Source organism: Jiella sp. M17.18, from assembly GCF_041027365.1.
Classification (GTDB): domain Bacteria; phylum Pseudomonadota; class Alphaproteobacteria; order Rhizobiales; family Rhizobiaceae; genus VKMB-3413.
Genome location: NZ_JBFTEH010000003.1, coordinates 307,901 through 327,869, shown reverse-complemented (window position 1 = coordinate 327,869; position 19,969 = coordinate 307,901). Strand labels below are relative to the sequence as shown.

General features: G+C 66.8%; 27 protein-coding genes. 17 read left to right on the top strand and 10 right to left on the bottom strand.

Annotated features, from left to right (window positions below):
- Positions 1–112: 112 nt before the first annotated feature.
- Together moaA and AB5S17_RS07940 are read left to right on the top strand one after the other, a co-directional pair.
- On the top strand, positions 113–1,102 hold the full coding sequence (gene moaA / locus AB5S17_RS07945) for a GTP 3',8-cyclase MoaA (RefSeq protein WP_369238338.1): 990 nt from the start codon (positions 113–115) through the stop codon (positions 1,100–1,102).
- 5 nt (positions 1,103–1,107) lie between these two features.
- Positions 1,108–1,590 carry a hypothetical protein gene (locus AB5S17_RS07940; protein WP_369237960.1) on the top strand — a complete coding sequence of 161 codons (483 nt, stop codon included), beginning with the start codon at positions 1,108–1,110 and terminating at the stop codon, positions 1,588–1,590.
- 91 nt (positions 1,591–1,681) lie between these two features.
- Here AB5S17_RS07940 and AB5S17_RS07935 read toward each other — a convergent pair whose 3' ends face one another.
- Positions 1,682–2,236: a hypothetical protein gene (locus AB5S17_RS07935; RefSeq protein ID WP_369237958.1), complete on the bottom strand. Its 555-nt coding sequence runs from the start codon at positions 2,234–2,236 to the stop codon at positions 1,682–1,684.
- Positions 2,237–2,584: 348 nt separating this feature from the next.
- On the opposite strand from AB5S17_RS07935, the gene AB5S17_RS07930 reads away from it, so the two are divergent.
- The 5 genes from AB5S17_RS07930 (at position 2,585) to AB5S17_RS07910 (ending at position 6,789) form a co-directional block, all read left to right on the top strand.
- A complete protein-coding gene (locus tag AB5S17_RS07930; protein WP_369237956.1) occupies positions 2,585–3,478 on the top strand; it encodes a DMT family transporter in 894 nt (297 codons plus the stop codon).
- A 51-nt stretch (positions 3,479–3,529) separates the two neighbouring features.
- Positions 3,530–4,138, top strand: coding sequence for a molybdenum cofactor guanylyltransferase (locus AB5S17_RS07925; RefSeq protein WP_369237954.1), 609 nt, complete (start codon positions 3,530–3,532; stop codon positions 4,136–4,138).
- 133 nt (positions 4,139–4,271) lie between these two features.
- Entirely contained in the window at positions 4,272–5,078 is an 807-nt protein-coding gene (locus AB5S17_RS07920) for an ABC transporter substrate-binding protein (RefSeq protein ID WP_369237952.1), read from the top strand.
- 191 nt (positions 5,079–5,269) lie between these two features.
- Positions 5,270–5,980 (top strand): ABC transporter permease, encoded by a 711-nt coding sequence (locus AB5S17_RS07915; RefSeq protein ID WP_369237950.1) that lies wholly within the window; start codon positions 5,270–5,272, stop codon positions 5,978–5,980.
- Entirely contained in the window at positions 5,977–6,789 is an 813-nt protein-coding gene (locus AB5S17_RS07910; protein WP_369237948.1) for an ABC transporter permease, read from the top strand. The genes AB5S17_RS07915 and AB5S17_RS07910 overlap by 4 nt, the downstream gene beginning before the upstream one ends.
- A 36-nt stretch (positions 6,790–6,825) precedes the next feature.
- Here the strand turns inward: AB5S17_RS07910 and AB5S17_RS07905 are convergent, their stop codons facing one another.
- The 3 genes from AB5S17_RS07905 to apbC all read right to left on the bottom strand — a co-directional run bounded on the left by AB5S17_RS07905 (position 6,826) and on the right by apbC (position 8,643).
- The gene (locus AB5S17_RS07905) at positions 6,826–7,119 is read right to left on the bottom strand and encodes a type II toxin-antitoxin system RelE/ParE family toxin (RefSeq protein WP_369237946.1); all 294 of its coding nucleotides are present in this window, start codon (positions 7,117–7,119) and stop codon (positions 6,826–6,828) included.
- Positions 7,120–7,127: 8 nt separating this feature from the next.
- Entirely contained in the window at positions 7,128–7,397 is a 270-nt protein-coding gene (locus AB5S17_RS07900) for a type II toxin-antitoxin system ParD family antitoxin (RefSeq protein WP_369237944.1), read from the bottom strand.
- A gap of 88 nt (positions 7,398–7,485) precedes the next feature.
- Positions 7,486–8,643 carry an iron-sulfur cluster carrier protein ApbC gene (apbC, locus tag AB5S17_RS07895; RefSeq protein WP_369237942.1) on the bottom strand — a complete coding sequence of 386 codons (1,158 nt, stop codon included), beginning with the start codon at positions 8,641–8,643 and terminating at the stop codon, positions 7,486–7,488.
- 135 nt (positions 8,644–8,778) lie between these two features.
- Between apbC and AB5S17_RS07890 the strand changes: the two genes are divergently transcribed.
- Complete coding sequence (locus tag AB5S17_RS07890; RefSeq protein WP_369237940.1) at positions 8,779–9,624, top strand: HugZ family protein; 846 nt, start codon at positions 8,779–8,781, stop codon at positions 9,622–9,624.
- Positions 9,625–9,691: 67 nt separating this feature from the next.
- On the opposite strand, the gene AB5S17_RS07885 is transcribed toward AB5S17_RS07890, so the two are convergent.
- From AB5S17_RS07885 to AB5S17_RS07865, 5 genes are all read right to left on the bottom strand, one after another.
- Positions 9,692–10,033 carry a hypothetical protein gene (locus AB5S17_RS07885; protein ID WP_369237938.1) on the bottom strand — a complete coding sequence of 114 codons (342 nt, stop codon included), beginning with the start codon at positions 10,031–10,033 and terminating at the stop codon, positions 9,692–9,694.
- A 178-nt stretch (positions 10,034–10,211) separates the two neighbouring features.
- Positions 10,212–10,469, bottom strand: a complete 258-nt coding sequence (locus tag AB5S17_RS07880) for a hypothetical protein (protein ID WP_369238336.1) — start codon at positions 10,467–10,469, stop codon at positions 10,212–10,214.
- 130 nt (positions 10,470–10,599) lie between these two features.
- Positions 10,600–10,890 (bottom strand): hypothetical protein, encoded by a 291-nt coding sequence (locus tag AB5S17_RS07875; RefSeq protein WP_369237936.1) that lies wholly within the window; start codon positions 10,888–10,890, stop codon positions 10,600–10,602.
- A 186-nt stretch (positions 10,891–11,076) separates the two neighbouring features.
- Positions 11,077–12,024: a sensor histidine kinase gene (locus AB5S17_RS07870; protein WP_369237934.1), complete on the bottom strand. Its 948-nt coding sequence runs from the start codon at positions 12,022–12,024 to the stop codon at positions 11,077–11,079.
- A 342-nt stretch (positions 12,025–12,366) separates the two neighbouring features.
- Complete coding sequence (locus AB5S17_RS07865; RefSeq protein ID WP_369237932.1) at positions 12,367–13,161, bottom strand: response regulator; 795 nt, start codon at positions 13,159–13,161, stop codon at positions 12,367–12,369.
- A 295-nt stretch (positions 13,162–13,456) separates the two neighbouring features.
- Between AB5S17_RS07865 and AB5S17_RS07860 the strand changes: the two genes are divergently transcribed.
- From AB5S17_RS07860 to AB5S17_RS07830, 7 genes are all read left to right on the top strand, one after another.
- Positions 13,457–13,675 (top strand): NepR family anti-sigma factor, encoded by a 219-nt coding sequence (locus tag AB5S17_RS07860; RefSeq protein WP_369237930.1) that lies wholly within the window; start codon positions 13,457–13,459, stop codon positions 13,673–13,675.
- Positions 13,676–13,682: 7 nt separating this feature from the next.
- Entirely contained in the window at positions 13,683–14,234 is a 552-nt protein-coding gene (locus AB5S17_RS07855) for a sigma-70 family RNA polymerase sigma factor (protein WP_369237928.1), read from the top strand.
- Between the two features lie 168 nt (positions 14,235–14,402).
- The gene (locus tag AB5S17_RS07850) at positions 14,403–14,756 is read left to right on the top strand and encodes a YqjD family protein (RefSeq protein WP_369237926.1); all 354 of its coding nucleotides are present in this window, start codon (positions 14,403–14,405) and stop codon (positions 14,754–14,756) included.
- Positions 14,757–14,759: 3 nt separating this feature from the next.
- Positions 14,760–15,203 (top strand): hypothetical protein, encoded by a 444-nt coding sequence (locus tag AB5S17_RS07845; protein WP_369237924.1) that lies wholly within the window; start codon positions 14,760–14,762, stop codon positions 15,201–15,203.
- Positions 15,204–15,278: 75 nt separating this feature from the next.
- Positions 15,279–15,728, top strand: a complete 450-nt coding sequence (locus AB5S17_RS07840) for a host attachment family protein (RefSeq protein ID WP_369237922.1) — start codon at positions 15,279–15,281, stop codon at positions 15,726–15,728.
- A gap of 11 nt (positions 15,729–15,739) precedes the next feature.
- Positions 15,740–16,039: a hypothetical protein gene (locus AB5S17_RS07835; RefSeq protein ID WP_369237920.1), complete on the top strand. Its 300-nt coding sequence runs from the start codon at positions 15,740–15,742 to the stop codon at positions 16,037–16,039.
- A 49-nt stretch (positions 16,040–16,088) separates the two neighbouring features.
- Positions 16,089–16,472: a hypothetical protein gene (locus AB5S17_RS07830; protein ID WP_369237918.1), complete on the top strand. Its 384-nt coding sequence runs from the start codon at positions 16,089–16,091 to the stop codon at positions 16,470–16,472.
- A gap of 138 nt (positions 16,473–16,610) precedes the next feature.
- Here AB5S17_RS07830 and AB5S17_RS07825 read toward each other — a convergent pair whose 3' ends face one another.
- Positions 16,611–17,579, bottom strand: coding sequence for a diacylglycerol kinase family protein (locus tag AB5S17_RS07825; protein ID WP_369237916.1), 969 nt, complete (start codon positions 17,577–17,579; stop codon positions 16,611–16,613).
- A gap of 240 nt (positions 17,580–17,819) precedes the next feature.
- Here AB5S17_RS07825 and AB5S17_RS07820 point away from each other — a divergent pair, with 240 nt between their 5' ends.
- Together AB5S17_RS07820 and AB5S17_RS07815 are read left to right on the top strand one after the other, a co-directional pair.
- Positions 17,820–17,984 carry a DUF1328 family protein gene (locus AB5S17_RS07820; RefSeq protein WP_369237914.1) on the top strand — a complete coding sequence of 55 codons (165 nt, stop codon included), beginning with the start codon at positions 17,820–17,822 and terminating at the stop codon, positions 17,982–17,984.
- A gap of 174 nt (positions 17,985–18,158) precedes the next feature.
- Positions 18,159–19,850, top strand: a complete 1,692-nt coding sequence (locus AB5S17_RS07815) for a PRC-barrel domain-containing protein (protein WP_369237912.1) — start codon at positions 18,159–18,161, stop codon at positions 19,848–19,850.
- The last annotated feature ends 119 nt before the right edge of the window (positions 19,851–19,969 follow it).

Here is a 19,969-nt window from a genome sequence, read left to right as displayed (position 1 = left end):
CAACCTCCTCGACAAGACCGGCGTGATCAAGACGCCGCAGCCTGTCGCGGCTGCGCCGATCCTGGCGCCCCGGTCGGCGACGGCTCCGGCGGCGTCTCCGGCGGCGGGGGAGATGATCGACCCGTTCGGCCGGGCGATATCCTATCTGCGCATCTCGGTCACGGACCGCTGCGATTTTCGCTGCGTCTACTGCATGGCGGAGGACATGACCTTCCTGCCGAAGCGGGACCTCCTGACGCTGGAAGAGCTCGACCGGCTGGCGACGACCTTCGTCGAGAAGGGCGTGAAGAAGCTGCGGCTCACCGGCGGCGAGCCGCTGGTGCGCAAGAACATCATGCACCTCATCCGCTCGCTCTCGCGCCATCTCGAATCCGGCGCGCTGGAGGAGCTGACGCTGACGACCAACGGGTCGCAGCTGACGACCTTCGCATCGGAACTCGCGGCATGCGGGGTCAAGCGCCTCAACGTCTCGCTCGACACGCTCGACGCGGACAAGTTCCGCGAGATCACCCGCCGCGGCGACCTCGCGCAGGTGATGGCCGGCATCCATGCGGCGCAGGCGGCCGGCATCCACGTCAAGCTGAACGCCGTCGCCCTGAAGGGCTTCAACGACGCCGAGATCCCCGAGATGATGCGCTTCGCGCATGGCGAAGGCATGGACCTGACGCTGATCGAGACCATGCCGATGGGCGAGATCGACGAGGATCGCACCGACCAGTATCTGCCGCTGAGCGAGGTGCGCAGGAGCCTTGCCGAGCGCTTCACGCTGACCGACGTCCCGTTCAAGACCGGCGGCCCGGCGCGCTATGTTGAGGTTGCCGAGACCGGCGGGCGGCTCGGCTTCATCACGCCGATGACGCATAATTTCTGCGAAAGCTGCAATCGCGTCCGCATCACCTGCACGGGCACCTTGTTCATGTGCCTCGGCCAGGAGGATGCGGCGGACCTTCGCGCACCGCTGAGGGCGTCGGAGGGGAACGAGTTGCTGTCGAGAGCCATTGACGAGGCGATCGGCCGCAAGCCGAAGGGACATGACTTCATCATCGACCGCGCGACCCGGAAGCCTTCGGTCTCGCGGCATATGAGCGTGACCGGAGGATAGCTCGCATGCTGAAATCACTGGTTCTTTCCGCCGCGGGCCTGGCCTTCGCGGCCACGGCGTTCTGCGCCCCTGCCATGGCCGACGAGGTGACCTACAGGAACGACCGCTACGGCACCTCGGCGACCTTCCCATCCTCCGAGTTCCCCGATCGCCTGCCCGCCCCGACGAACGGCGACGGGATGGCCTGGCGATCGCCCGACGGCGCCGAGCTCTTCATCTATGCACGTCACAACAGGGGCAACGAGACGCCGCAGACGATCATCGCCGACCGGACCAAGGCGGACGACGTCACCTACAAGGCCTCCGGCAACACGTGGGCGGTCGTCTCCGGCTATCACGACGGCAAGATCTTCTACGAGCGCTACATCTTCCGCGGCGACCTGATCCACTCGGTCGCGATCCGCTATCCGAAGTCGCTGCGCTCGGAATATGATCCGCTGGTCGGGGAGATCACCAACTCGCTGCGCGGCCCCTCGCGGGAAGGCTGATCCGTCTCCGCAGAACGCCTGCTGCTCTGCGGTGGGGATCTCGTGCCGGCGGTGCTGCTTAGGCCTTTCGGGGCGGGCGGTGGCTTCCGCCTCAGACCGTGCGGATGCGGCCGGTGAGACTGGTGAGAGCGGTGAATTCCACCGGATCGTCCTCGGCGCTGTCGGGCTCGTCATCCGGCAGACGTTCCGGCGTCTCCGGCTGCACCAGGGATTCGCCGCGAGGCTCGGCCGGCACCGGATCCACAGGATCCGGCGCGTTCGCGAGGGCGTCGATCAGGTCCTCGAAGCGCAGTTGCGACAGATCCGCCCGGCTGATGGCCGGTTCCTCCTGCTCACTGCCGATCCTGTACTCGGCGAGGACGGCGGCCTTGTAGCCGTCGCAGGAGAGACCCGGCCCCGCATCGGCCGGAGCTTGCGGGATCGCCGGATTGGCGACGTCGAAGACGGTGCCGATCGCATCCTCCAGCCCGAGGACGCCATGGCCGTCGCTGCCGGTGACCGGCTCGTGATCCAGAGGCGGGGCTTCGGCTTTGGGACCCGCTTTGGTCGCTGCGCCTTTGGCAGCCGAGCGCGATCGCCCGCGGCGCTTCGGCGGCTTCCGGTAGTCTCCGAGAACGGCACTCACTGCAGAAAAGTCGAACGTCATCCTTTTCCTGCCCGGGTGGAGGAGCCCCATCTCCTGTCGGCTTCGTCAATCTACTGGCTATGACTTAAGATTTTCTCCAGCAGATACATGCGATTTGCGGGAAACATCGATCTGCCTCTGCGCGCCGGCTGGCGCGCGCGAGCAACCACTGCGAGGCGCGGCGCCGAGGCCCGACTCACTCGGCGCTCGCTGCCGGGGTGTCGGGCGCCCGCGGCTCGGCAGCCGCGGCCTCCACGGTTTCCGGTTGCGGAGATCCCGCAATTTGGGTGTATGCACAGGGAGGAGGCTCGCAACCGGCCGAATCGCCGGCAGCGACGAGCGCTCTCTTCCTCGAATGGGCCTTGGCTCTTGCCCAGCGACAACATCCGCGCCGCTCTGTTCATGCTCGCCTCGATGGCGGGCTTCGTCGTCAACGACACGCTGGTGAAGCTGTCGACGGCCGACATCCCGGCGGCCGAGATCATGGCGCTGCGCGGCATGGCTGCCTCGCTCCTGCTCCTCGTCATCGCCTGGCGGTTCAACGCCCTGCGTCCGCCGCGCCTGGCGCTGAAGCCGCAGATGATGCTGCGCACGGGCACCGACGTGATGGCGACCCTCACCTACATCACCGCGCTCGGCCATATGCCGATCGCCAACGCCTCGGCCGTCTTCCAGGCGCTGCCGCTGGTGATCACCCTCGCCGCCGCGCTGGTGTTCAAGGAGCCCGTCGGCTGGCGCCGCTGGTCGGCACTCGGCGTCGGCTTCGTCGGCGTGCTGATCATCGTGAGGCCGGGCACCGACGGGTTCAACGCCTATTCGCTCGCCGTGCTCGGCTCGGTCGGCTTCTCGGCGGTGCGGGACCTGACGACCCGCAGGATGGACCGGGCCGTCCCGTCGCTGTTCATTTCGCTCACCACGGCGATCAGCGTCTCCGTCGTCGGCTGGGTGCTCCTGCCGTTTTCGGGCGGCTGGCAGCCGGTGCCGGCACCGGTGCTCGGCTATCTCGGCGGCGCTGCGCTGGCGATCGCCGGCGGCTATATCTGCATCGTGCAGGCGATGCGGGTCGGCGATCCCGGCTTCGTCGCGCCCTTCCGCTATTCGATCCTGCTCTATGCGCTGGTGATGGGCCTCGTCGTCTTCGGCGACCTGCCGTCGGCGGCGACGCTCTTCGGCTCGGCGATCGTCGTCGCCAGCGGCGCCTACACGCTCTACCGCGAGCGGATCAGGGGCGTGCCGAAGGTCGCCAAGGCGCAGGTGCACTGATCGTGGCGGGCAGGACCAGATGGTGACGAGACCGTCTCGGGAGGGATGCGGATGAAGCCGGCCGGACTGATCCTCGCGGGCGGCCGCGGCAGCCGGATGGGCGCCGGTGTGCCGAAGCCGCTGCGGCTTCTCGCGGGCCGCCCGCTCTTGCTTCATGTCGCCGACCGGCTGCGGCCCGCCTGCGAGCCGCTCTGGGTGAATGCGGCGCCGGGCGAGGGTTTCGAAGCCCTCGGCCTCCCTCTGGTGGCGGACCGGCGGCCGGACTTTCGCGGCCCGCTCGCCGGCATCGAGGCCGGGCTGACGCAGCTCGCGGCCGAGGGCGTAGCGACGCATCTCCTCGTCGCGGCCGGCGACACGCCCTTCCTGCGGGCCGACCTCGCGGCCCGGCTCGCGGAACGAGGCGGCGAGCGGCCCCTCGTCGCTCGCCATGCGGGACGTCTGCAGCCGACCGTCGGCCTCTGGCCCCTCACCACGCTTGCCGGTCTGAGCGACTGGCTCGACGCGGGGCAGCCCTTGGCGATCCGCGCCTTCATCGAAGCGACCGGCTACGATGTCCTGGATTTCGCCGGCGGGGCAAACGCCTCCGAAGGTGATCCGTTCTTCAATGTCAACACGCCGGAAGATCTCGAAGACGCCGAGCGCCGGCTCGCAAGGCGATGAATTTGCGCCCAGCCGGAAAAGTCTCGGTTGCCATGGCCGGATCGAAAGTGGCAGCATGCCGGGATTGTGGGCAGGCCTTTCGAACGTGCAGTCGAACGCACGGGCCGCTCATCCTGACAACCAAGGGGGCTTTATGTCTTTCACCAAAATCCTCGCCGTGGCCGCAGCGCTCTCGGCCGCCGTTCTCGGGCCGGCGGCAGCGCAGGACAACGATTCCGGCAAGGACTGGTCCACCGTCCGGATCGGCACCGAAGGCGCCTATCCGCCGTTCAACTATCTCGACGCCTCGGGCAAGCTGAAGGGCTTCGACGTCGACATCGCCCAAGCGCTCTGCGACCACATGAAGGTCAAGTGCACCTTCGTCACGCAGGACTGGGACGGCATGATCCCGGCGCTGAAGAACGGCAATTTCGATGCCATCGTCGCGTCCATGTCGATCACGCCGGAGCGCGAGAAGCAGATCGACTTCACCAACAAGTACTATCAGACGCCGCCGGCGATCGCCGTGCCGAAGGATTCCAGCATCAAGGAGGCGACCGACGCCGCGCTGAAGGGCAAGGAGATCGGCGCACAGGTCTCGACCACGCATGCCCAGGCGGCCAAGGCGCTGTTCCCCGACGCCGACATCCGCCTCTATCCGACCGCCGAGGAATACAAGCTCGACATCGAGAACGGCCGCCTCGACGCAGTGATGGACGACGTCGTCGTGCTGTCGGAGTGGATCAAGAGCGACGAGGGCAAGTGCTGCAAGATCCTGTCGACGCTGCCGGCTGACCCGAAGATCTACGGTCGCGGCGTCGGCATCGGCCTGCGCAAGGGGTCCGACAAGCTGAAGAAGATGTTCAACGACGCGATCGTCGCCATCCGCAAGGACGGCACCTACAAGAAGATCCAGGACAAGTATTTCGACTTCGACGTCTACGGCGCCGAGCCGAAGTAAGAGTCAGTCCGCCATCGCACGGGGAGACCTTCCAGACAAACGGGTCTCCCCGCGTTCGTGACCGCCGCTGCCAGGCCGGCGCTGGCCCGCATGTTTGCCCGGGGCTCGCAGGCCTTGCCGCCCCGCCGCGGGACACGGATGGCAACCCTCTGCTTGCCCAACGATCCGCCGATGGATAAGCCTCGACGCCGATGAACGAGTACCTGACCCTGATCGGCTTCGGCCCCGACGGATGGGGCGACGACCTCCTCTCCGGCGCCTCCGTCACCATCGCACTGTCGCTCGCCACGCTGCCTCTCGGCCTCGTCGTCGGCTTCCTGATCTCGCTCGCCAAGCAGTCGGACGACCGGCTGCTGAACCTGTCGGCGAACATCTACACGACCATCTTCCGCGGACTGCCGGAGCTGCTGACGCTGTTCCTGGTCTATTTCGGCGTCAACAGCGCGCTGCGATCCTTCGGCGAGGCCGTCGGCCTGCCGAATATCGCGCTGTCGAGCTTCGTCTCCGGCATGGTGGCGCTCGGCCTGGTCTTCTCCGCCTTCGCCAGCGAGGTCTTCCTCTCGGCCTTCCGGGCAATCCCGCACGGGCAGCGCGAGGGTGGCGCCGCGCTCGGCCTGCGCAGATCGCGCATCATGCTGCTGATCATCCTGCCGCAGCTGATCCGGATCGCGCTGCCGGGCCTTGCCAATCTCTGGATGAACCTCCTGAAGGACACCGCCCTCGTCTCGGTCATCGGGCTCGCGGACATCCTTCGCCAGTCCGAGATCGCCGCCCGCGTCAGCCGTGAGCCCTTCCTGTTCTTCGGCGCGGCGATCGTGCTCTACCTCGTCCTGACGATGATCTCCTCGATGGGGATCGGGCGGATCGACCGCTGGACCAAGCGCGGCGAGATGGCGAAGTGAGCGAGGCGACGCTGCCCGCGGAGGCGCCGCCCCGCCCGCGACGCCGGCCGAAGCTCGCCGGGCTCGTCGCGATCGCCGTCTGGATCGCCATCGCCGTCCTCTTCGTCGTCTATCTGGCGGAGGTCTTCGACCCGACGCTGTTCACGCGCTTCGGCTGGAATTATCTCGGCGGCCTCGGGGTGACGGTGTCGCTGGTGCTCGTTTCCTTCGTCTGCGGCGCGATCGTGTCGCTGCCGGTTGCGCTCGGGCGCATGGCGAAGAACCCGGTCGGGCGCGGCGCCTCCTTCGCCTTCGTCTACTTCTTCCGGGGCACGCCGCTGATCGCCCAGATCTTCCTCGTCTACTACGGCTTCGCGGAATTCCGGCACTTCTTCGAGGCGGTCGACCTGTGGTGGTTCTTCCGCGAGGCCTGGTACTGCGCGCTGTTTTCGCTGGCCCTCAATACGGCGGCCTACCAGGCTGAGATCCTGCGCGGCGCGATCGAAAGCGTGCCGCGCGGCCAGTGGGAGGGCGCGCGCTCGCTCGGCCTGTCGCGCACGGTGATCTTCTTCAAGGTGGTCATGCCGCAGGCGATGATCGTGGCGCTGCGGCCCTATGCCAACGAGATCATCCTGATGATCAAGGCCTCGGCGATCGTCGCGATCATTACCGTCTACGATCTCTTCGGCGTCACGCGGCAGGCCTATTCGCGCACCTACGACTTCCAGACCTATGTCTGGGCCGCGATCCTCTACCTCGCGATCGTCGAGGCGCTGCGGATCGTGACGAACCTCGCCGAGAAGCGGCTGACGCGGCACCTCACGCGTTAGCTCTGGGGCGGTCTGTGAGGCCTCGTATCCTCTCGATCACTCGAGATCCCGCTCAAAGTTGCGTCCTCCGTAGAAGACGCCCTCGATCACCACGACATCCTGATGGACCGTGAAGGCGATACTGACGCGGCGCTTGAAACCGACTACGCGAAGGCCTGGCAGAATATCGTCGCGACAAGATCCCCGCAGCGGAAATGTCGCCAGCGATCTGCAGAAAAGCAGGATGCGGTCGGTGTAGCTGTCGGCGCCGGCCTCGGATGTCTCGGCCGAGATGTATGCGTGCAGACTTTGAATATGACGTCCGGCGCGAGGGGTGAAAACGACACGCACCGGCCGGCTCAACCGGCAGCGGGAGGGCGCCGCTTGATCCAGTCGAGGATCTCGTCGGCCGGAATGGCGGCAGACGGATCGGCCAAATATTCCTGATGTCCGGGGACGACCTCTTCCAGGAGCCACCGGTCAATTGCGGCATCACGCTCTGCAAGAGCGCGCATGCCGTCCCCGACGACCTCGCTGATCGACTGATAGTCGCCAGATGCAACCTTGCTTTCGGCCATTTCCGCCAGATCGTCGGGCAGTACGATGCGGAATTCGGTGTTCGCAGCCATGGATGATCCTAACGCGAACTCGAACGAGCGGCCAGTCCGGCCTTCTTGCAATGCGAAGGTCCGCCTTGGAAGTCGCGACGCGACCCCGTCACTCGAACACGATCGACGGCGCCCGGGGCGCCGCGGCGCCGTCCGACAGCTGCGCCAGGACGCGCGCCGCCATGTCCAGATAGACGCGCGCATGCGGGCCGTCCGGCTCGCCCACGACAATCGGCTTGCCAGCGTCCGAGGTCTCGCGGATCGCCATCTCCAGCGGCACCTCGCCGAGGAAGGGGACGCCGAGCTTCTCGGCCTCGGCCTTCGCGCCGCCATGGCCGAAGATGTCGTAGCGCTTGCCGGTGTCGGGGGCGACGAAATAGCTCATGTTCTCGACGATGCCGAGCACCGGCACGTCCACCTTGCGGAACATCGCCAGCCCCTTGCGCGCGTCGATCAGCGCGAGGTCCTGCGGTGTGGAGACGATGACGGCGCCGGCGAGTGGCACCTGCTGCGCCATGGTCAGCTGCGCGTCGCCGGTGCCGGGCGGCATATCGACGACCAGCAGGTCGAGCTCGCCCCATTCCACCTCGCGCAGCATCTGCGTCAGCGCCGACATCACCATCGGGCCACGCCAGATCATCGGCGTGTCCTCGTCGACGAGGAGGCCCATCGACATCGCCTTCAGGCCGTAGGCGTCGAGCGGGACGATGGTGCGCCCGCCGGCCGAGCGCGGCTTGTCCCTGAGCGCCAAGAGCCGCGGGATCGACGGGCCGTAGATGTCGGCGTCGAGGATGCCGACCTTCAGGCCCAGCGCCTGCAGCGCCAGCGCCAGGTTGACGGCGGTCGTCGACTTGCCGACGCCGCCCTTGCCGGAGGCGACCGCGATGATCTGCTTGATGCCGGGAACGCCGGGCTTCTGCGCGGCGGGGCGCTGCTGCTGCGGCGCGGCCCCTGATGCCGCCGGAGGCGGGCGGCGAGCCGGGGCCGACGGGGCGGTGGCGGGCGGCGCACCGGCGGTCTTCTCGGCGGTCAGCGCCACCATGGCGCTGGAGATGCCGGCAATGCCCTTCACCCGCCGCTCCGCCTCGCGGCAGAACGGCTCGAAACGCTCCGCCTCACTCGCCGGAACGGTGATCGAGAAGAACGCCTTGCCGTCGGCGATAAAGATATCCGAGACGAGCCGCCGCGTGACGACGTCCCCCTTCCCGTCCGGTGCGTCCATCGCCTTCAAGATGGCGAGGATCTCCGTCTTCCCAGCGTCGCTCACGATCCCAGTCTCCGTCGTCGCATGTTGGCGCCCCCGTGGGAGCCGCTGCCGCTGATATCGTGCAACGGCGCAAAGTTCCAACCGCTCCCGCAGCGCCGTCCGTTCTTCGGCGGCAGACGCCGAAGGAGGGAGGGGATGCCGCGGCGCGGAGCGATCCCTATTTCTTTCGGCATGAGCGATCCGAACGACTCCGACCAGGGCCGGTTGCAACAGGGCGAAGCGCCGGCTTCTGTCCCTCAAAGCTTCCTGCAGCCGGTGGACGAGGAGACGCGCCGGCTCGCGCGCCGGCTCCTGCGGGGCGCCCGGACGGCGGCGCTCGCCGTGCTTCGGCCGCATGACGGATTTCCTGCCGCGAGCCGGGTGCTGATCGCGACGGAGTTCTCCGGGCGCCCCCTGCTGCTCGTTTCCGGCCTGTCGCTGCACGCCAGGGCGCTGGCGATCGATGCGCGCTGCTCCCTGCTTGTCGGGGAGAGCGGCAAGGGCGACCCGCTCGCCCATCCCCGCATGACGGTCTTTTCGAAGGCGACCATCGTCTCGCCGGACGATCCCGAGCGGGAACGGCTGCGGGAGCGGTTTCTCGCGCGGCACCCGAAGGCCGCGCTCTATGCCGACTTTCCGGACTTCCGCTTCGTGCGGCTGGAGCCGACCGGAGCGTCCCTGAACGGCGGCTTTGCGCGCGCCTTCGAACTCGATCCGGACGATCTCCTGGACGAGGCGGTCGAGGGGCTCGAGGCGGAAGCGATCCGCGCGCGCGACCACATGAATGCCGATCATGCGGATGCCGTGGGCGCGATCGCCGAGCGTTGTGCGAAGACCGAAGCCGCGGGCTGGCGGATCGCCACCGTTGACCGCGCGGGCTTCGAGATCGCCCGCGGCGATCGCCTCGAGCGGATCGAATTTCCCGGCGGTCCGGTTGCGCGAGGCGGCTACCGGCAGGCCTTCGTGGATCTGGTGACGCGGCCGAACGCACGTTCCGCGTAGACGGGTCGCTGAGCGTGTCGCCCCGTCTGCGCTGGCCTATCCGACGGCGCCTGCGTTCCGGTCGATCTCAGCCCTGATAGCCCTGCGGACAGGGCGCGACGAACCGCCGGCTGTTCTTGCCCCTGACATAGATGCACTGGCTCGGCTGGTTGGCGGCAAGGCCGAGGACACGGTCCCCCGGTTCCACGACCGGTTTCGGGATCTGGCCGAGCCGGTAAGGCACGGTTTCTGCGCCGGGCACGCCGAAGACGGCACCGAAGACCGGCGGAAGTTGACCGTGCGAGCCGCTGCAGCCGCCGAGGATGGCCAAGGCGGCGAGGCCGCCCGCTGCGAACGCCGTTCGCATGCGCGCCGGACGCCCGGCGGCCGCTGCCGCGCCGCAAGTCATCGCTCCGTCGGCCCTGTTCATGCCCATGCCCCTTCTGCGGTTCCCCGGCGGCGGCCTCGCCTTGCGACGGCATCGCCGTCACGCCGGAATCGCGTGCTTCCGATTCGCTGCCCACGATGCCACAGGATCGGCGCCAAACGAAAACGCCGCCGGAGTCTCCTCCGGCGGCGCCATGATGATTGCCCGATGCGCTATGCGCTTACCGGTAGCCGCGCGGGCAGCGATAGACGTTGCCGTCGGAATACCGGCACAGGGGCTGACCCTGTTTGTTCCGGCCGATGGCATTGCCGACGACCGCGCCGACACCGGCGCCCAGCGCGCCACCGACCAGTGCGCCCTCGGTGGAGTTGCCGGCGACGGCCGCGCCGATGGCGGCACCGCCGAGACCACCGATACCCGCGCCGCCCGCGGTGTAGCGATCTTCCGTCGTGCAGCCCGCCAGGAAGGCGATCGTCATCAGGGCGGCGATAGCCAGCGTAAATTTCTTGATCATGTTACCTCTCACACACGTGATCGTCCCAATAGCCGAAAGGATAGGGTGAACTTTCGCTTCGTCACCATCCCGTTAGCCGAGACCGATAGGAATTTTAGCGGGACGCCACCAGGCGCGGCGTGGACTGGAAATCGATCGACAACTGGCCCGATCGGCTGACCGACCAGTCGAGCGACGCCGACTGCTGGAACTCGTCGGCCGTCACGGGCTTGCACGCCCCGAAGACCTTATTGTCACTCGTCCCGCTGAGCCGAATCTGAAGTGAAAGATTGCTCTCGCAGTCCGCAACACTCTGATAGGTCGGCACAGGTACCGGTATTTCCTTGCAAACGGAAAGATCTCCCGTGCAGCCCACAAGCAACATGAACGCAGCAATATGTTCCATGGGACCCTCTCCTTCGGTCAGAAAAACGAAGGACCCCGGCATTCGTTCCCGCAGCGGGCGCGAAATGCGTCACAGATTCGTGAAATTTCCGCCGAAACGGTTGACATCGAAACGGCCGGCCGCCCGTACAGTGTGGGGGCGCCCGCATCGCCGAGGCCGGGCGTCAGCGCCAGCCGTGGCCGGCGCTCAGTCCTCGGAGGCTTGGCCCCGCGGCCGGCTGGTGATCTCGTACTGCGCCTCCGGGATCCGCAGCGTGTAGCGGATGCCCTCCGGCCGGTAGTCGAGGCTCGCCGTACCGCCGACGGCGTTCGGCACGATCCGCTCCAGCGTGGAGGTCCCGAAGCGGGCGTCGCGCTCGGCGCGCACGCGCGGTCCGTTCATCTCCTGCCAGACGAGAACCAGCATCCGGTCCCCGTCCTGCTCCTCGAACTGCGTTGTGATGGAGACCTTGCCGCCCGGCACCGACAGCGAGCCATAGGACGCGGCATTGACCGCCAGCTCATGCAGAGCGAGGCCGACATGCAGCGAGGCGGTCGGCGAGAGGTAGATGTCCACCGCCTCGAATTCGATCTGGTCCATCCCGTCCGGCGCGTAGCGCTCGACCTGCGTCGTGACGAGGCTCTGCAGGTCGGCACCGCGCCAGTCGGCGTCGGTGACGATGTCCTGGGAGTAGGAGAGCGACTGGATGCGGCCGCGGAACCGCACCAGGAATTCCGGTACCGTCAGCGAGTGGCGCGCCGTCTGGCTGGCCAGGCTCTGGATGATCGCGAGAAGGTTTTTCGAGCGGTGCGAGAGCTCGCGAAGCAGCGTCTTCAGCGTCTCCTCGCGGCGCTTCTGCTCGGTGATGTCGAAGGAGGTCCCGATGATGCCGCAGACCGTGCCTTCCGCGTCACGGTCCACGTCAAGGCGGATATCGTACCAGCGCACGGAGCCGCCGCGCGCGATCGCCATCTCGAACCGGGCCGGCCGATGCGAGCGGATCACTTCCTTCTTCATCGAAATCGAGCGATCGGACGCTGCCGGCGAGAGCAGTTCCGAATCCGTCATCCCCTCGCGTGCGGCCGCCAGCCAGGACTGGCCGGGATTGCACACCCAGGAGTAGCGCAGATCCAAGTCTTGCGTGAACACGGACATTTCCGTGTTGCCGATCGCGCGCAAGACTTTGGTTGCCAACATCAAACGAAGCTCGAACAAGGCGGAGCGGAGAGGCGCCTGCCCCCTCGGGTCGCCCGGCACCCCTGCCGCGCAGACGCCCTGGCGCACCGACAAGGAATACTGCGGGCACCTCTGGGCGAACCGGCCGCTCCCAATGAAGCCTGAATGCGTGCAACCGGCCGAAGTTCCGGCCCCGCCGCGCCGAGACGGCTGTCACCGGCTCGGCGTCCAAGGTCGGTCGAAGGGCGGGAGGGGCCGGCCCACGGCATCGGCCCCATTTTCCGCCGGATGGCCCGGTCCCACGCCATCGGAGCGGAGCGGCTAGGCCGCCGCCCGCTTGTCGCTCTCGAAGAACAGAGCCTGGCTGATCAGCGCCTTCACCATGTCCGGGTTGAAGGGCTTGGTCACCAGGAAGGTCGGCTCCGGCCGCTCGCCCGTGAGCAGCCGCTCCGGGAAGGCGGTGATGAAGATCACCGGGACAGACACCTTCGCCAGGATGTCGTTCACCGCGTCGATGCCGGAACTGCCGTCGGCGAGCTGGATGTCGGCCAGCACCATGCCGGGGTTCTGCCGCTCGAACAGCGCGATCGCTTCCTTGTGCGTCCGCGCGATGCCGGTGACCGTGTGCCCGAGGCTCTCGACCATCTGCTCGATGTCCATCGCGATCAGCGGCTCGTCCTCGATGACCATGATGTTGGTGGACACCTGGCGGCCGATGTCGGAACTCGCTTGGTCGATCAACCGCGAGAATTCGGCGTCGTCGATCCCGAGGATCATCGCCGCCTCCTCGGTGGTGAAGCCCTCGACCGCGACGAGCAGGAATGCCTGGCGCGGCAGCGGCGCGATGGCCTTGAGGTTGCGCGAGGTGCGTTCCTCCCAGGCGGAGACCGGCGCATCCTCGCGGATGTTCACGTCCAGCGACTGCCACAGCGAGGAGAACAGCTTGTAGAGCGAGATGCGCGGGGAGCGATCGTCGGGGAAGAGGCTGGGATCAGCGATCAGCGCTTCCAGGACAGCGGCAACATAGGCATCGCCGCTGGCCTGCGAGCCTGTGAGTGCCCGGGAATAGCGCCTGAGGTAAGGGATATGCGGCGCTATGCGCGAAGACATCGACATGAAAACTCCCCTCGTGTCGATCGGGATGGACCACAATTGGACTAGAATGACCACGGGATCGTTTAGTTCCAGAGCATGGAACCTCCGCTTCCCTTGCTTCGTTGAAATGGGGTTGAGCCTCCGGGGGAAAAGCCCGGTGACCAAATTTCGATCTAGGCGCATCTCTCCGCCTTGAGGCCTGCCCGGCCGCCTTTATGTAGCGACCACAGCACGCACGAACCACGCGAAGCATTCGCTCTTCTGTCGAAGACGGCTACGAACGGGCTGGCGCCTAAGGGGAAATTCGAGACAGCAAATGGACGATCGCGAGACCAAGGACGACATGTTGCAGACGACGCACGCCCAGCGATCCCAGGCAGGAGCCCCCGACCTCGGGGCCAACACTGCGATCGGCAAGCGCCTGAAGGCGTATTACGACGACGTTGCCAGCGAGCCGGTTCCCGATCGGTTCCTCGCGCTTCTGGACGCGCTCGACAAGGCGGAATCCGCCTCGAAGACTTCGGATCGCGAATAGGGTTCTGATGAGTGAACAATCCGATTTCCGGCGGGAACTGATTGCGATCATTCCCAACCTCCGCGCTTTTGCGGCCTCGTTGTCCGGCTCGTTCGACCGGGCGGACGATCTGGTCCAGGAGACGCTGGTGAAGGCGTGGGACAAGCAGCACACCTTCCAGCCCGGCACGAACATGAAGGCCTGGCTCTTCACCATTCTGCGCAACGAGTTCTACACGCAGATGCGCAAGAAGGGCCGCGAAGTGCAGGATGTCGACGGTATCCATGCAATGCAGCTCGCCGGCCATCCCGAACAGCAGGGCCATCTCGACCTGCAGGACTTCCGCAAGGCCTTGGAAATGCTTCCCGACGACCAGCGCGAGGCGCTGATCCTGATCGGGGCCTCCGGCTTCTCCTACGAAGAGGCTGCGGAAATCTGCAAATGCGCCGTCGGCACGATCAAGAGCCGGGTTTCGCGGGCACGCACCCGGATCGCGGAAATCCTCAAGATCGAGGGTGACGGCGACTACGGGCCGGATTCGATCTCGTCCCAGATCATCGGCGTCGCGCCGGCCGCCTGAACCGGTTCACCATACAGGGCACGATCGGCCGCGGGCGATGGAACCTCCCGCTCGCGAGATGGTTTCGATCACGACCAGTTGGCTGCCGCGCGACATGCGGCGACCGGAGCGCTACCTGGGACAGGCAACTGAGCGACCAAGAGCAACACAGCGAGGCGGGATTTCACCATGGCATCCGACAATACATCCAGCGATTTCACGGCGGGCTCCTCGACCGGGCCGGGCGGCCATGAGGGAACACGCTCGGATGTCGAGGCGCAGATCGCCCGGCTCCGGGAGGATGTCGCCGGTCTCAGCGAGTCCCTGAAGTCGCTCGCCTCGCACCAGGCGGACGAGGCGCGCAAGCAGGCCTACGCCCTGCGCGACGACGTGCGCGACCGCGGCGAGCGGTACTGGCGACAGGCACAGGACACGGCCTCCGAACTGGAGGACGAGGTCAGCGAAAAGATCCGCGCGGAGCCGATCAAGGCTGTGCTGATCGCCGCCGGCATCGGCTATCTCTACGCCCGGCTGTTCCGCTGACCGATGGTCTGGCAGCTCGTCGCCAAGCTTCTGACCGGTGAGGCAGGAGTCTACATTGCCCGGATGAGACGGCTGGTGGTGCTCTACGCGGCACTGACCGTCTTCCTGCTGATGATGCTCGGCTTCCTGACGGGAGCGCTGTTCATCTATATCGCCGGTTTCTTCGGCGACCTCTATACGGCGCTGCTGTTCGCAGCGGTGTGCTTCTTCCTCATCCTCGTCACCTGGATCCTGACCATCGTCGTCCGGCGGCCGCTGCGCAAGCGCGCGGACGACCGGCTGCAACGCGACATCGCCGCGATCGCGGGGACGGCGGCTCTGACCAACGCGCCGCTGATCTTCGAGTCGATGAAGAAGCGGAAGGGGCTGCTGATCCTTCCGGTCCTGGCCGCCGTCGGCTACGGCGCCTGGCGTGCTGTTTCCGGCTATGGCGAGCGCATCCGTTAGGGCGGTCGGGCGTTTAGATGGATGGGCGGCCCTTCGGGGCGGCCCCCATCGAAATTCAGACTAGGGAGTTGCGCCATGGCCGCTCTACGGATCGACAACCACACCTGGATTCTCGTTGCGGACGGCGAGAAGGCATTGTTTCTGGAGAATGCCGGCGACGCGACGCTGCCGAATTTCCAGGTGCGCCGCGTCGAGGAGCATGACAACCCGCCCGACCGTGAGCAGGGTGCCGACCGGCCCGGGCGCATGTCCGACGACACGACCGGGAGCCACCGTTCGGCAGTCGCCGACACGGACTGGCACGTGATCGAAAAGGATCGCTTCGCCAAGGAGATCGCGGACATCCTCTACAAGATGGCGCACCGGGGCCGGTTCGAGCGCATCGTGATCGTCGCTCCGCCCCACATCCTCGGCGATCTGCGACAGGAGATTCACAAGGAGGTGGCGGACAAGGTGGTCGGCGAGGTCGCGAAAACCCTGACCAACCATCCGGTCGACAAGATCGAGACGCTGCTCGCGGCCTGATCGTCGTTTCCGTGACTGTAGGTCCAGATCACGCCGCCGGAGGGGACCGTTCTCCAGCGCCAGACGCAGATCGCGACGGGGTTCCCCGCAGCGACAAGGCGACGCCGGTCCTGCTGTTCCTCGCCTGCAGCCTGGCAATCGCGGCGCTCGCGCTGACCGGCTTCGACGCCTATCGCTGGATGACGACGAAGGGACCGGCGGTGAAGGATGCGGCCGCTCCGGCGCTGACCACCACCATCAAGCCCGTGACCGACGACCAGCCGCCGGCCGTGACGCTCGTTCCGGCCGGCGACGCCGCGGACAAGGGATAATCCCGTCCGCCTCGACATCGAGGCGGCCCCATCGAAGGAAGGACGTCACATGTCCAATACCCACGACCGCAGCGAAGGCGATGTCCTTCCCCTCGACATCGCGGTCGGCGACGACGCCGATCAGCCGGGCATCAGCCAGCCCGTCACCCAGGCCGAGATCGACGACATCCTCAACGATCCCGACATGCTGATCGAGGAACGGCAGGCAAGACTGCAGGAGCTGGCCGACCGGGTGGGCATGCGCGAGAACATCGATCGCGGCGACGAGTTCGACCCGCTGATGATGCAGATCAGCGAGGCGCTCAACATGGTCGCCGCGGGCGGCCATACCTACGGCACGCTCACCGGCGCCGGGCTTGATCGCGATGCGCGCTCGGATGCGCGCGCCGCCGACGAGCAGCCCGTCGAACGCGACGAGGAGTCGGACATCTGAGGCTTTGATGCCGGGTGGAGACGCGGCCGGCGCCTGCGGGCGGCGCTGCGAGCCCGGCCGAAGCTCCCTCGCCGCCCGGGCTCCGGCGCTTGCCGACGAGACAGGGCGGAAGGCCGCCGCGCCCCCGGCAGCGATACATTATATCGCGTCGGCCGGATGCGCTGTGGCGGTCTGCGCCGCCGCCTCGCTGCCGTGCGGCAAGTACGTCGCATCCGACGGCACCAGAACCTTGAGCGCCAGCGGCTTGATCTCCACGATCGAGCGATCGTCGAGGAGGTCCAGCTCGCCGTCCCGCACGGCCCTGTTGGAGTGGTTCCGGCCGGAATAGGCGATCTCGACCCGATGCGCGCTCTGCACTTCCAGGTCGGGGTTGCCGCGCCAGCGTCCCACCAGGATGTCCATCGTCAGCTTCATCACGCGGCGCATGTTCCGCTGGCGGCAGACATAGACCCCCAGGACGCCGCCGCGCGGGTTGTCGGCAAAGGGCAGATGGCCCGGACCGTAGAGATTGTTCGAGATCGCCACGGCCGAGGATTTGATCCGTTCGACCTTGCCGTCGATGTCGATGGTCAGTTCCACCACCGGCAGGCGCCGCAGCGCCAGGAAGACCGCCCGGGTCGTCGCCCACATCTTGCCGATGCGCGAACCGTAGGCGATGTGCTCGCGGAACCGCACCATGCGCGCGTGCAGACCGACGGCATACTGATGGACGAAGGGCTCGTCGTTGACCATGCCCATGTCCACCTCGGTGGTGGTGCCCGACGCGAGCGCCGCGACCGCCTGCGGAATGTCGAGCGGGATCTGCAGGCTGCGGGCGAACAGGTTCATCGTGCCCGCCGGCAGGATCCCCAGCGCCACCGATCCGCCCATCAGCGCGCTCGCAGCCGCTGAAACGGTGCCGTCGCCGCCGCCGACGAGGAGAACGTCGATGTCGTTCCGCGAAGCGTGCCGCCGGATCGCCTCGACGATGCCCTTTCCGGCGCAGCGCTCGACCGTGATCTCATGCCCGTGGACCTGGAACTCGTCGCGCAGCAGCTCCGACAGCCAGTCGAGATCGGTGGTCTTCAAGGTGCCGCCGTCGCGATTGAGGAGAACGAGGATCTTCATACAGGCGTCCGGTGTCGGGAGGGGTGGCTGGCGCGTCGACGCCTTTACTTAGGCACGAAACAGGGCGCGTCGAAGAGCCGTTCGGCCGATGCATGCGGCGCCCGCCCGCGGGGACGCTCGGCACCGTCGGACGGCGGCCGGCCCGCCGCAACGGGAACCGTTGCTAATGGAACCGATCGGGGAAGCCGTCGTTCCGCTCCGACCGCCGGGCAGGGGTTCGGCTCTTCAGAGGAGCATTCCATGATCACGTGGATCATCATCTTGCTGATCGTCGCGGCGATCGCCAGCCTGCTCGGCTTTCAGGGCGCCGCCGGCGCTGCGGCGGGAATCGCTAAGGTCCTGATCTTCGTGGTCCTCTTGGGACTGCTGCTTATGGTCATCTTCGGATTTCTCGTGGTCGCCTGAGCACAGGCAGCAAAGCCGAGAGAGGCCGATGCTTTTTTCCCCTTCGACGAAATCATTTGGCCGGCGGAACCGATCGCCGGCCAAATGATTTTCCCGGCTACAAAGCTCCGCGGCTTTCGCCACATCCCCGGCCGCGCGGCTCGTCTATCGAATACAATAGACAGAGGTAATCCCATGACCATCCGCAAACTCTTCGCCACCACCGCTCTCGCCGGTATCCTGGCGGCGTCCGGCGCCTATGCGCAGGATGCGAACACCGCCAACCAGTCGATGCAGACGCCGGCGGCGACGCAGTCCCAGTCGAACGACCAGATGCAGTCGAACACGGCGGGCGGCCAGCAGGCTTCCGCCATGCAGGGCAACTTCCTGCAGAAGCTGTCGAACGATCAGTACCTGGCGTCGAACCTGACGGGCAAGTCGCTCTACCAGGGCAATTCGCAGGACGCCAAGAGCATCGGCGACATCAAGAACTTCCTGATCGACAAGAACGGCAAGGTCGTCGCGGCGATCGTCGATGCCTCGATCAACGACCAGTCGAAGACCGTGGCCATCCCCTTCCAGCAGATCAGCTGGACGATGGACAAGAACAACGAGCCGCGCGCGGTTCTGTCGGGCGACATGAATGCCCTGAACAGCGCCCCGGCCTTCAAGACCCCGAGCGAGCAGCAGTCGGCTCAGCAGAATGCCGCCGCGACCGCCGGTGCGGGCGCCAACGGCACCGCCTCCGGCACCATGGCCGCCAACGGCGGCGCCGGCATGAACGCCGCCTCCCCGGCTCCGGCCGCCGGTTCGCAGGACATGGCCGCGAACTCCCAGGCGAGCGCTCCGGCTGCCGGCGACCAGGCGCAGACCGCGTCTGCAAACACCTCCGCCAACGGCCAGTATCCCGCTTCGGCCGGCCCGGACCAGTTCCTGTCGGAGAACCTGATCGGCACCAGCGTCTATGACGGCACCGGCGACAAGGCCGACAATGTCGGCGACATCAACGATCTCGTCTTCGCCTCGTCGGGCCAGATCGACGCGGCGGTGATCGGCGTCGGCGGCTTCCTCGGCATCGGCGAGAAGGACGTCGCCGTTCCGCTCGACCAGCTGCAGATGAGCCGCGATCAGAACAACGACATCCACATCGTCGCGCAGCTGAACAAGGACCAGCTCGACAAGGCGCCGGAGTTCGACGACAGCCGCGACAACGCGCAGAACCAGAACACCGCTTCGGCCGCCGGCTCGAACGCGGGCGCGGCGATGAACAACGCCGTGGATCAGACCCAGCAGGCGGCGAACAACGCCGGGAATGCGCTGAGCAGCGCGGGCGCTGCCGCGACCGGTGCCGCCACCGGCGCAGCCGCCGGCATGACCGCCAACAACAACGCGTCTGCCGACGCCACCACGACGGCCTCGACCGGCGGCCAGAGCATGAAGGCGCAGATGACGCCGGTGAAGGACAGCGAGCAGCTGACCGCCAAGGATCTGATGGGCACCACCGTCTATGGTCCGAACGACGACACCGTCGGCGATATCGGCAACCTGGCGATGACCTCGTCGGGCAAGATCGACGCGGTGATCGTCGACGTCGGCGGCTTCCTCGGCATCGGCCAGAAGCCGGTCGCGGTCGGCATGGATAACCTCAACTTCATGCGCGACAAGAACGGCAAGCTGTACCTCTACACCGACTTCACCGAGGATCAGCTGAAGAATGCGCCGGCCTACGACAAGCAGACCTACGCGCAGAACCGCGACACGATGCGGCTGAACGCCTCGGGCGGCAATGCGAACAACGCCAACATGTCGAACGGCAACGGTGCGGCGAACCAGCCTCAGGGCGTCGCCGACCCGAATGCCAATGGTGCGGCGAACACCGCCCAGTAAGACTTCGACATCGACAGCATGCGAAGGGTCCGCCGAAAGGCGGGCCCTTTTTCGTGCGGCGTGCGGCCATTCACGCCCGACATGCCGCAAGTGTGATGGCGGCCGGCGGGCGACATCGC

Bases quoted from the DNA above. Each gene is read 5' to 3' on its own strand.
- moaA (WP_369238338.1), top strand. From the start codon at position 113: ATGATCGACCCGTTCGGCCGGGCGATATCCTATCTGCGCATCTCGGTC.
- AB5S17_RS07940 (WP_369237960.1), top strand. From the start codon at position 1,108: ATGCTGAAATCACTGGTTCTTTCCGCCGCGGGCCTGGCCTTCGCGGCC.
- AB5S17_RS07935 (WP_369237958.1), bottom strand. From the start codon at position 2,236: ATGACGTTCGACTTTTCTGCAGTGAGTGCCGTTCTCGGAGACTACCGG.
- AB5S17_RS07925 (WP_369237954.1), top strand. From the start codon at position 3,530: ATGAAGCCGGCCGGACTGATCCTCGCGGGCGGCCGCGGCAGCCGGATG.
- AB5S17_RS07920 (WP_369237952.1), top strand. From the start codon at position 4,272: ATGTCTTTCACCAAAATCCTCGCCGTGGCCGCAGCGCTCTCGGCCGCC.
- AB5S17_RS07915 (WP_369237950.1), top strand. From the start codon at position 5,270: ATGAACGAGTACCTGACCCTGATCGGCTTCGGCCCCGACGGATGGGGC.
- AB5S17_RS07900 (WP_369237944.1), bottom strand. From the start codon at position 7,397: ATGGCTGCGAACACCGAATTCCGCATCGTACTGCCCGACGATCTGGCG.
- AB5S17_RS07890 (WP_369237940.1), top strand. From the start codon at position 8,779: ATGCCGCGGCGCGGAGCGATCCCTATTTCTTTCGGCATGAGCGATCCG.
- AB5S17_RS07885 (WP_369237938.1), bottom strand. From the start codon at position 10,033: ATGAACAGGGCCGACGGAGCGATGACTTGCGGCGCGGCAGCGGCCGCC.
- AB5S17_RS07880 (WP_369238336.1), bottom strand. From the start codon at position 10,469: ATGACGATCGCCTTCCTGGCGGGCTGCACGACGGAAGATCGCTACACC.
- AB5S17_RS07875 (WP_369237936.1), bottom strand. From the start codon at position 10,890: ATGGAACATATTGCTGCGTTCATGTTGCTTGTGGGCTGCACGGGAGAT.
- AB5S17_RS07870 (WP_369237934.1), bottom strand. From the start codon at position 12,024: ATGTCCGTGTTCACGCAAGACTTGGATCTGCGCTACTCCTGGGTGTGC.
- AB5S17_RS07865 (WP_369237932.1), bottom strand. From the start codon at position 13,161: ATGTCGATGTCTTCGCGCATAGCGCCGCATATCCCTTACCTCAGGCGC.
- AB5S17_RS07860 (WP_369237930.1), top strand. From the start codon at position 13,457: ATGGACGATCGCGAGACCAAGGACGACATGTTGCAGACGACGCACGCC.
- AB5S17_RS07855 (WP_369237928.1), top strand. From the start codon at position 13,683: ATGAGTGAACAATCCGATTTCCGGCGGGAACTGATTGCGATCATTCCC.
- AB5S17_RS07850 (WP_369237926.1), top strand. From the start codon at position 14,403: ATGGCATCCGACAATACATCCAGCGATTTCACGGCGGGCTCCTCGACC.
- AB5S17_RS07845 (WP_369237924.1), top strand. From the start codon at position 14,760: ATGGTCTGGCAGCTCGTCGCCAAGCTTCTGACCGGTGAGGCAGGAGTC.
- AB5S17_RS07840 (WP_369237922.1), top strand. From the start codon at position 15,279: ATGGCCGCTCTACGGATCGACAACCACACCTGGATTCTCGTTGCGGAC.
- AB5S17_RS07830 (WP_369237918.1), top strand. From the start codon at position 16,089: ATGTCCAATACCCACGACCGCAGCGAAGGCGATGTCCTTCCCCTCGAC.
- AB5S17_RS07825 (WP_369237916.1), bottom strand. From the start codon at position 17,579: ATGAAGATCCTCGTTCTCCTCAATCGCGACGGCGGCACCTTGAAGACC.
- AB5S17_RS07820 (WP_369237914.1), top strand. From the start codon at position 17,820: ATGATCACGTGGATCATCATCTTGCTGATCGTCGCGGCGATCGCCAGC.
- AB5S17_RS07815 (WP_369237912.1), top strand. From the start codon at position 18,159: ATGACCATCCGCAAACTCTTCGCCACCACCGCTCTCGCCGGTATCCTG.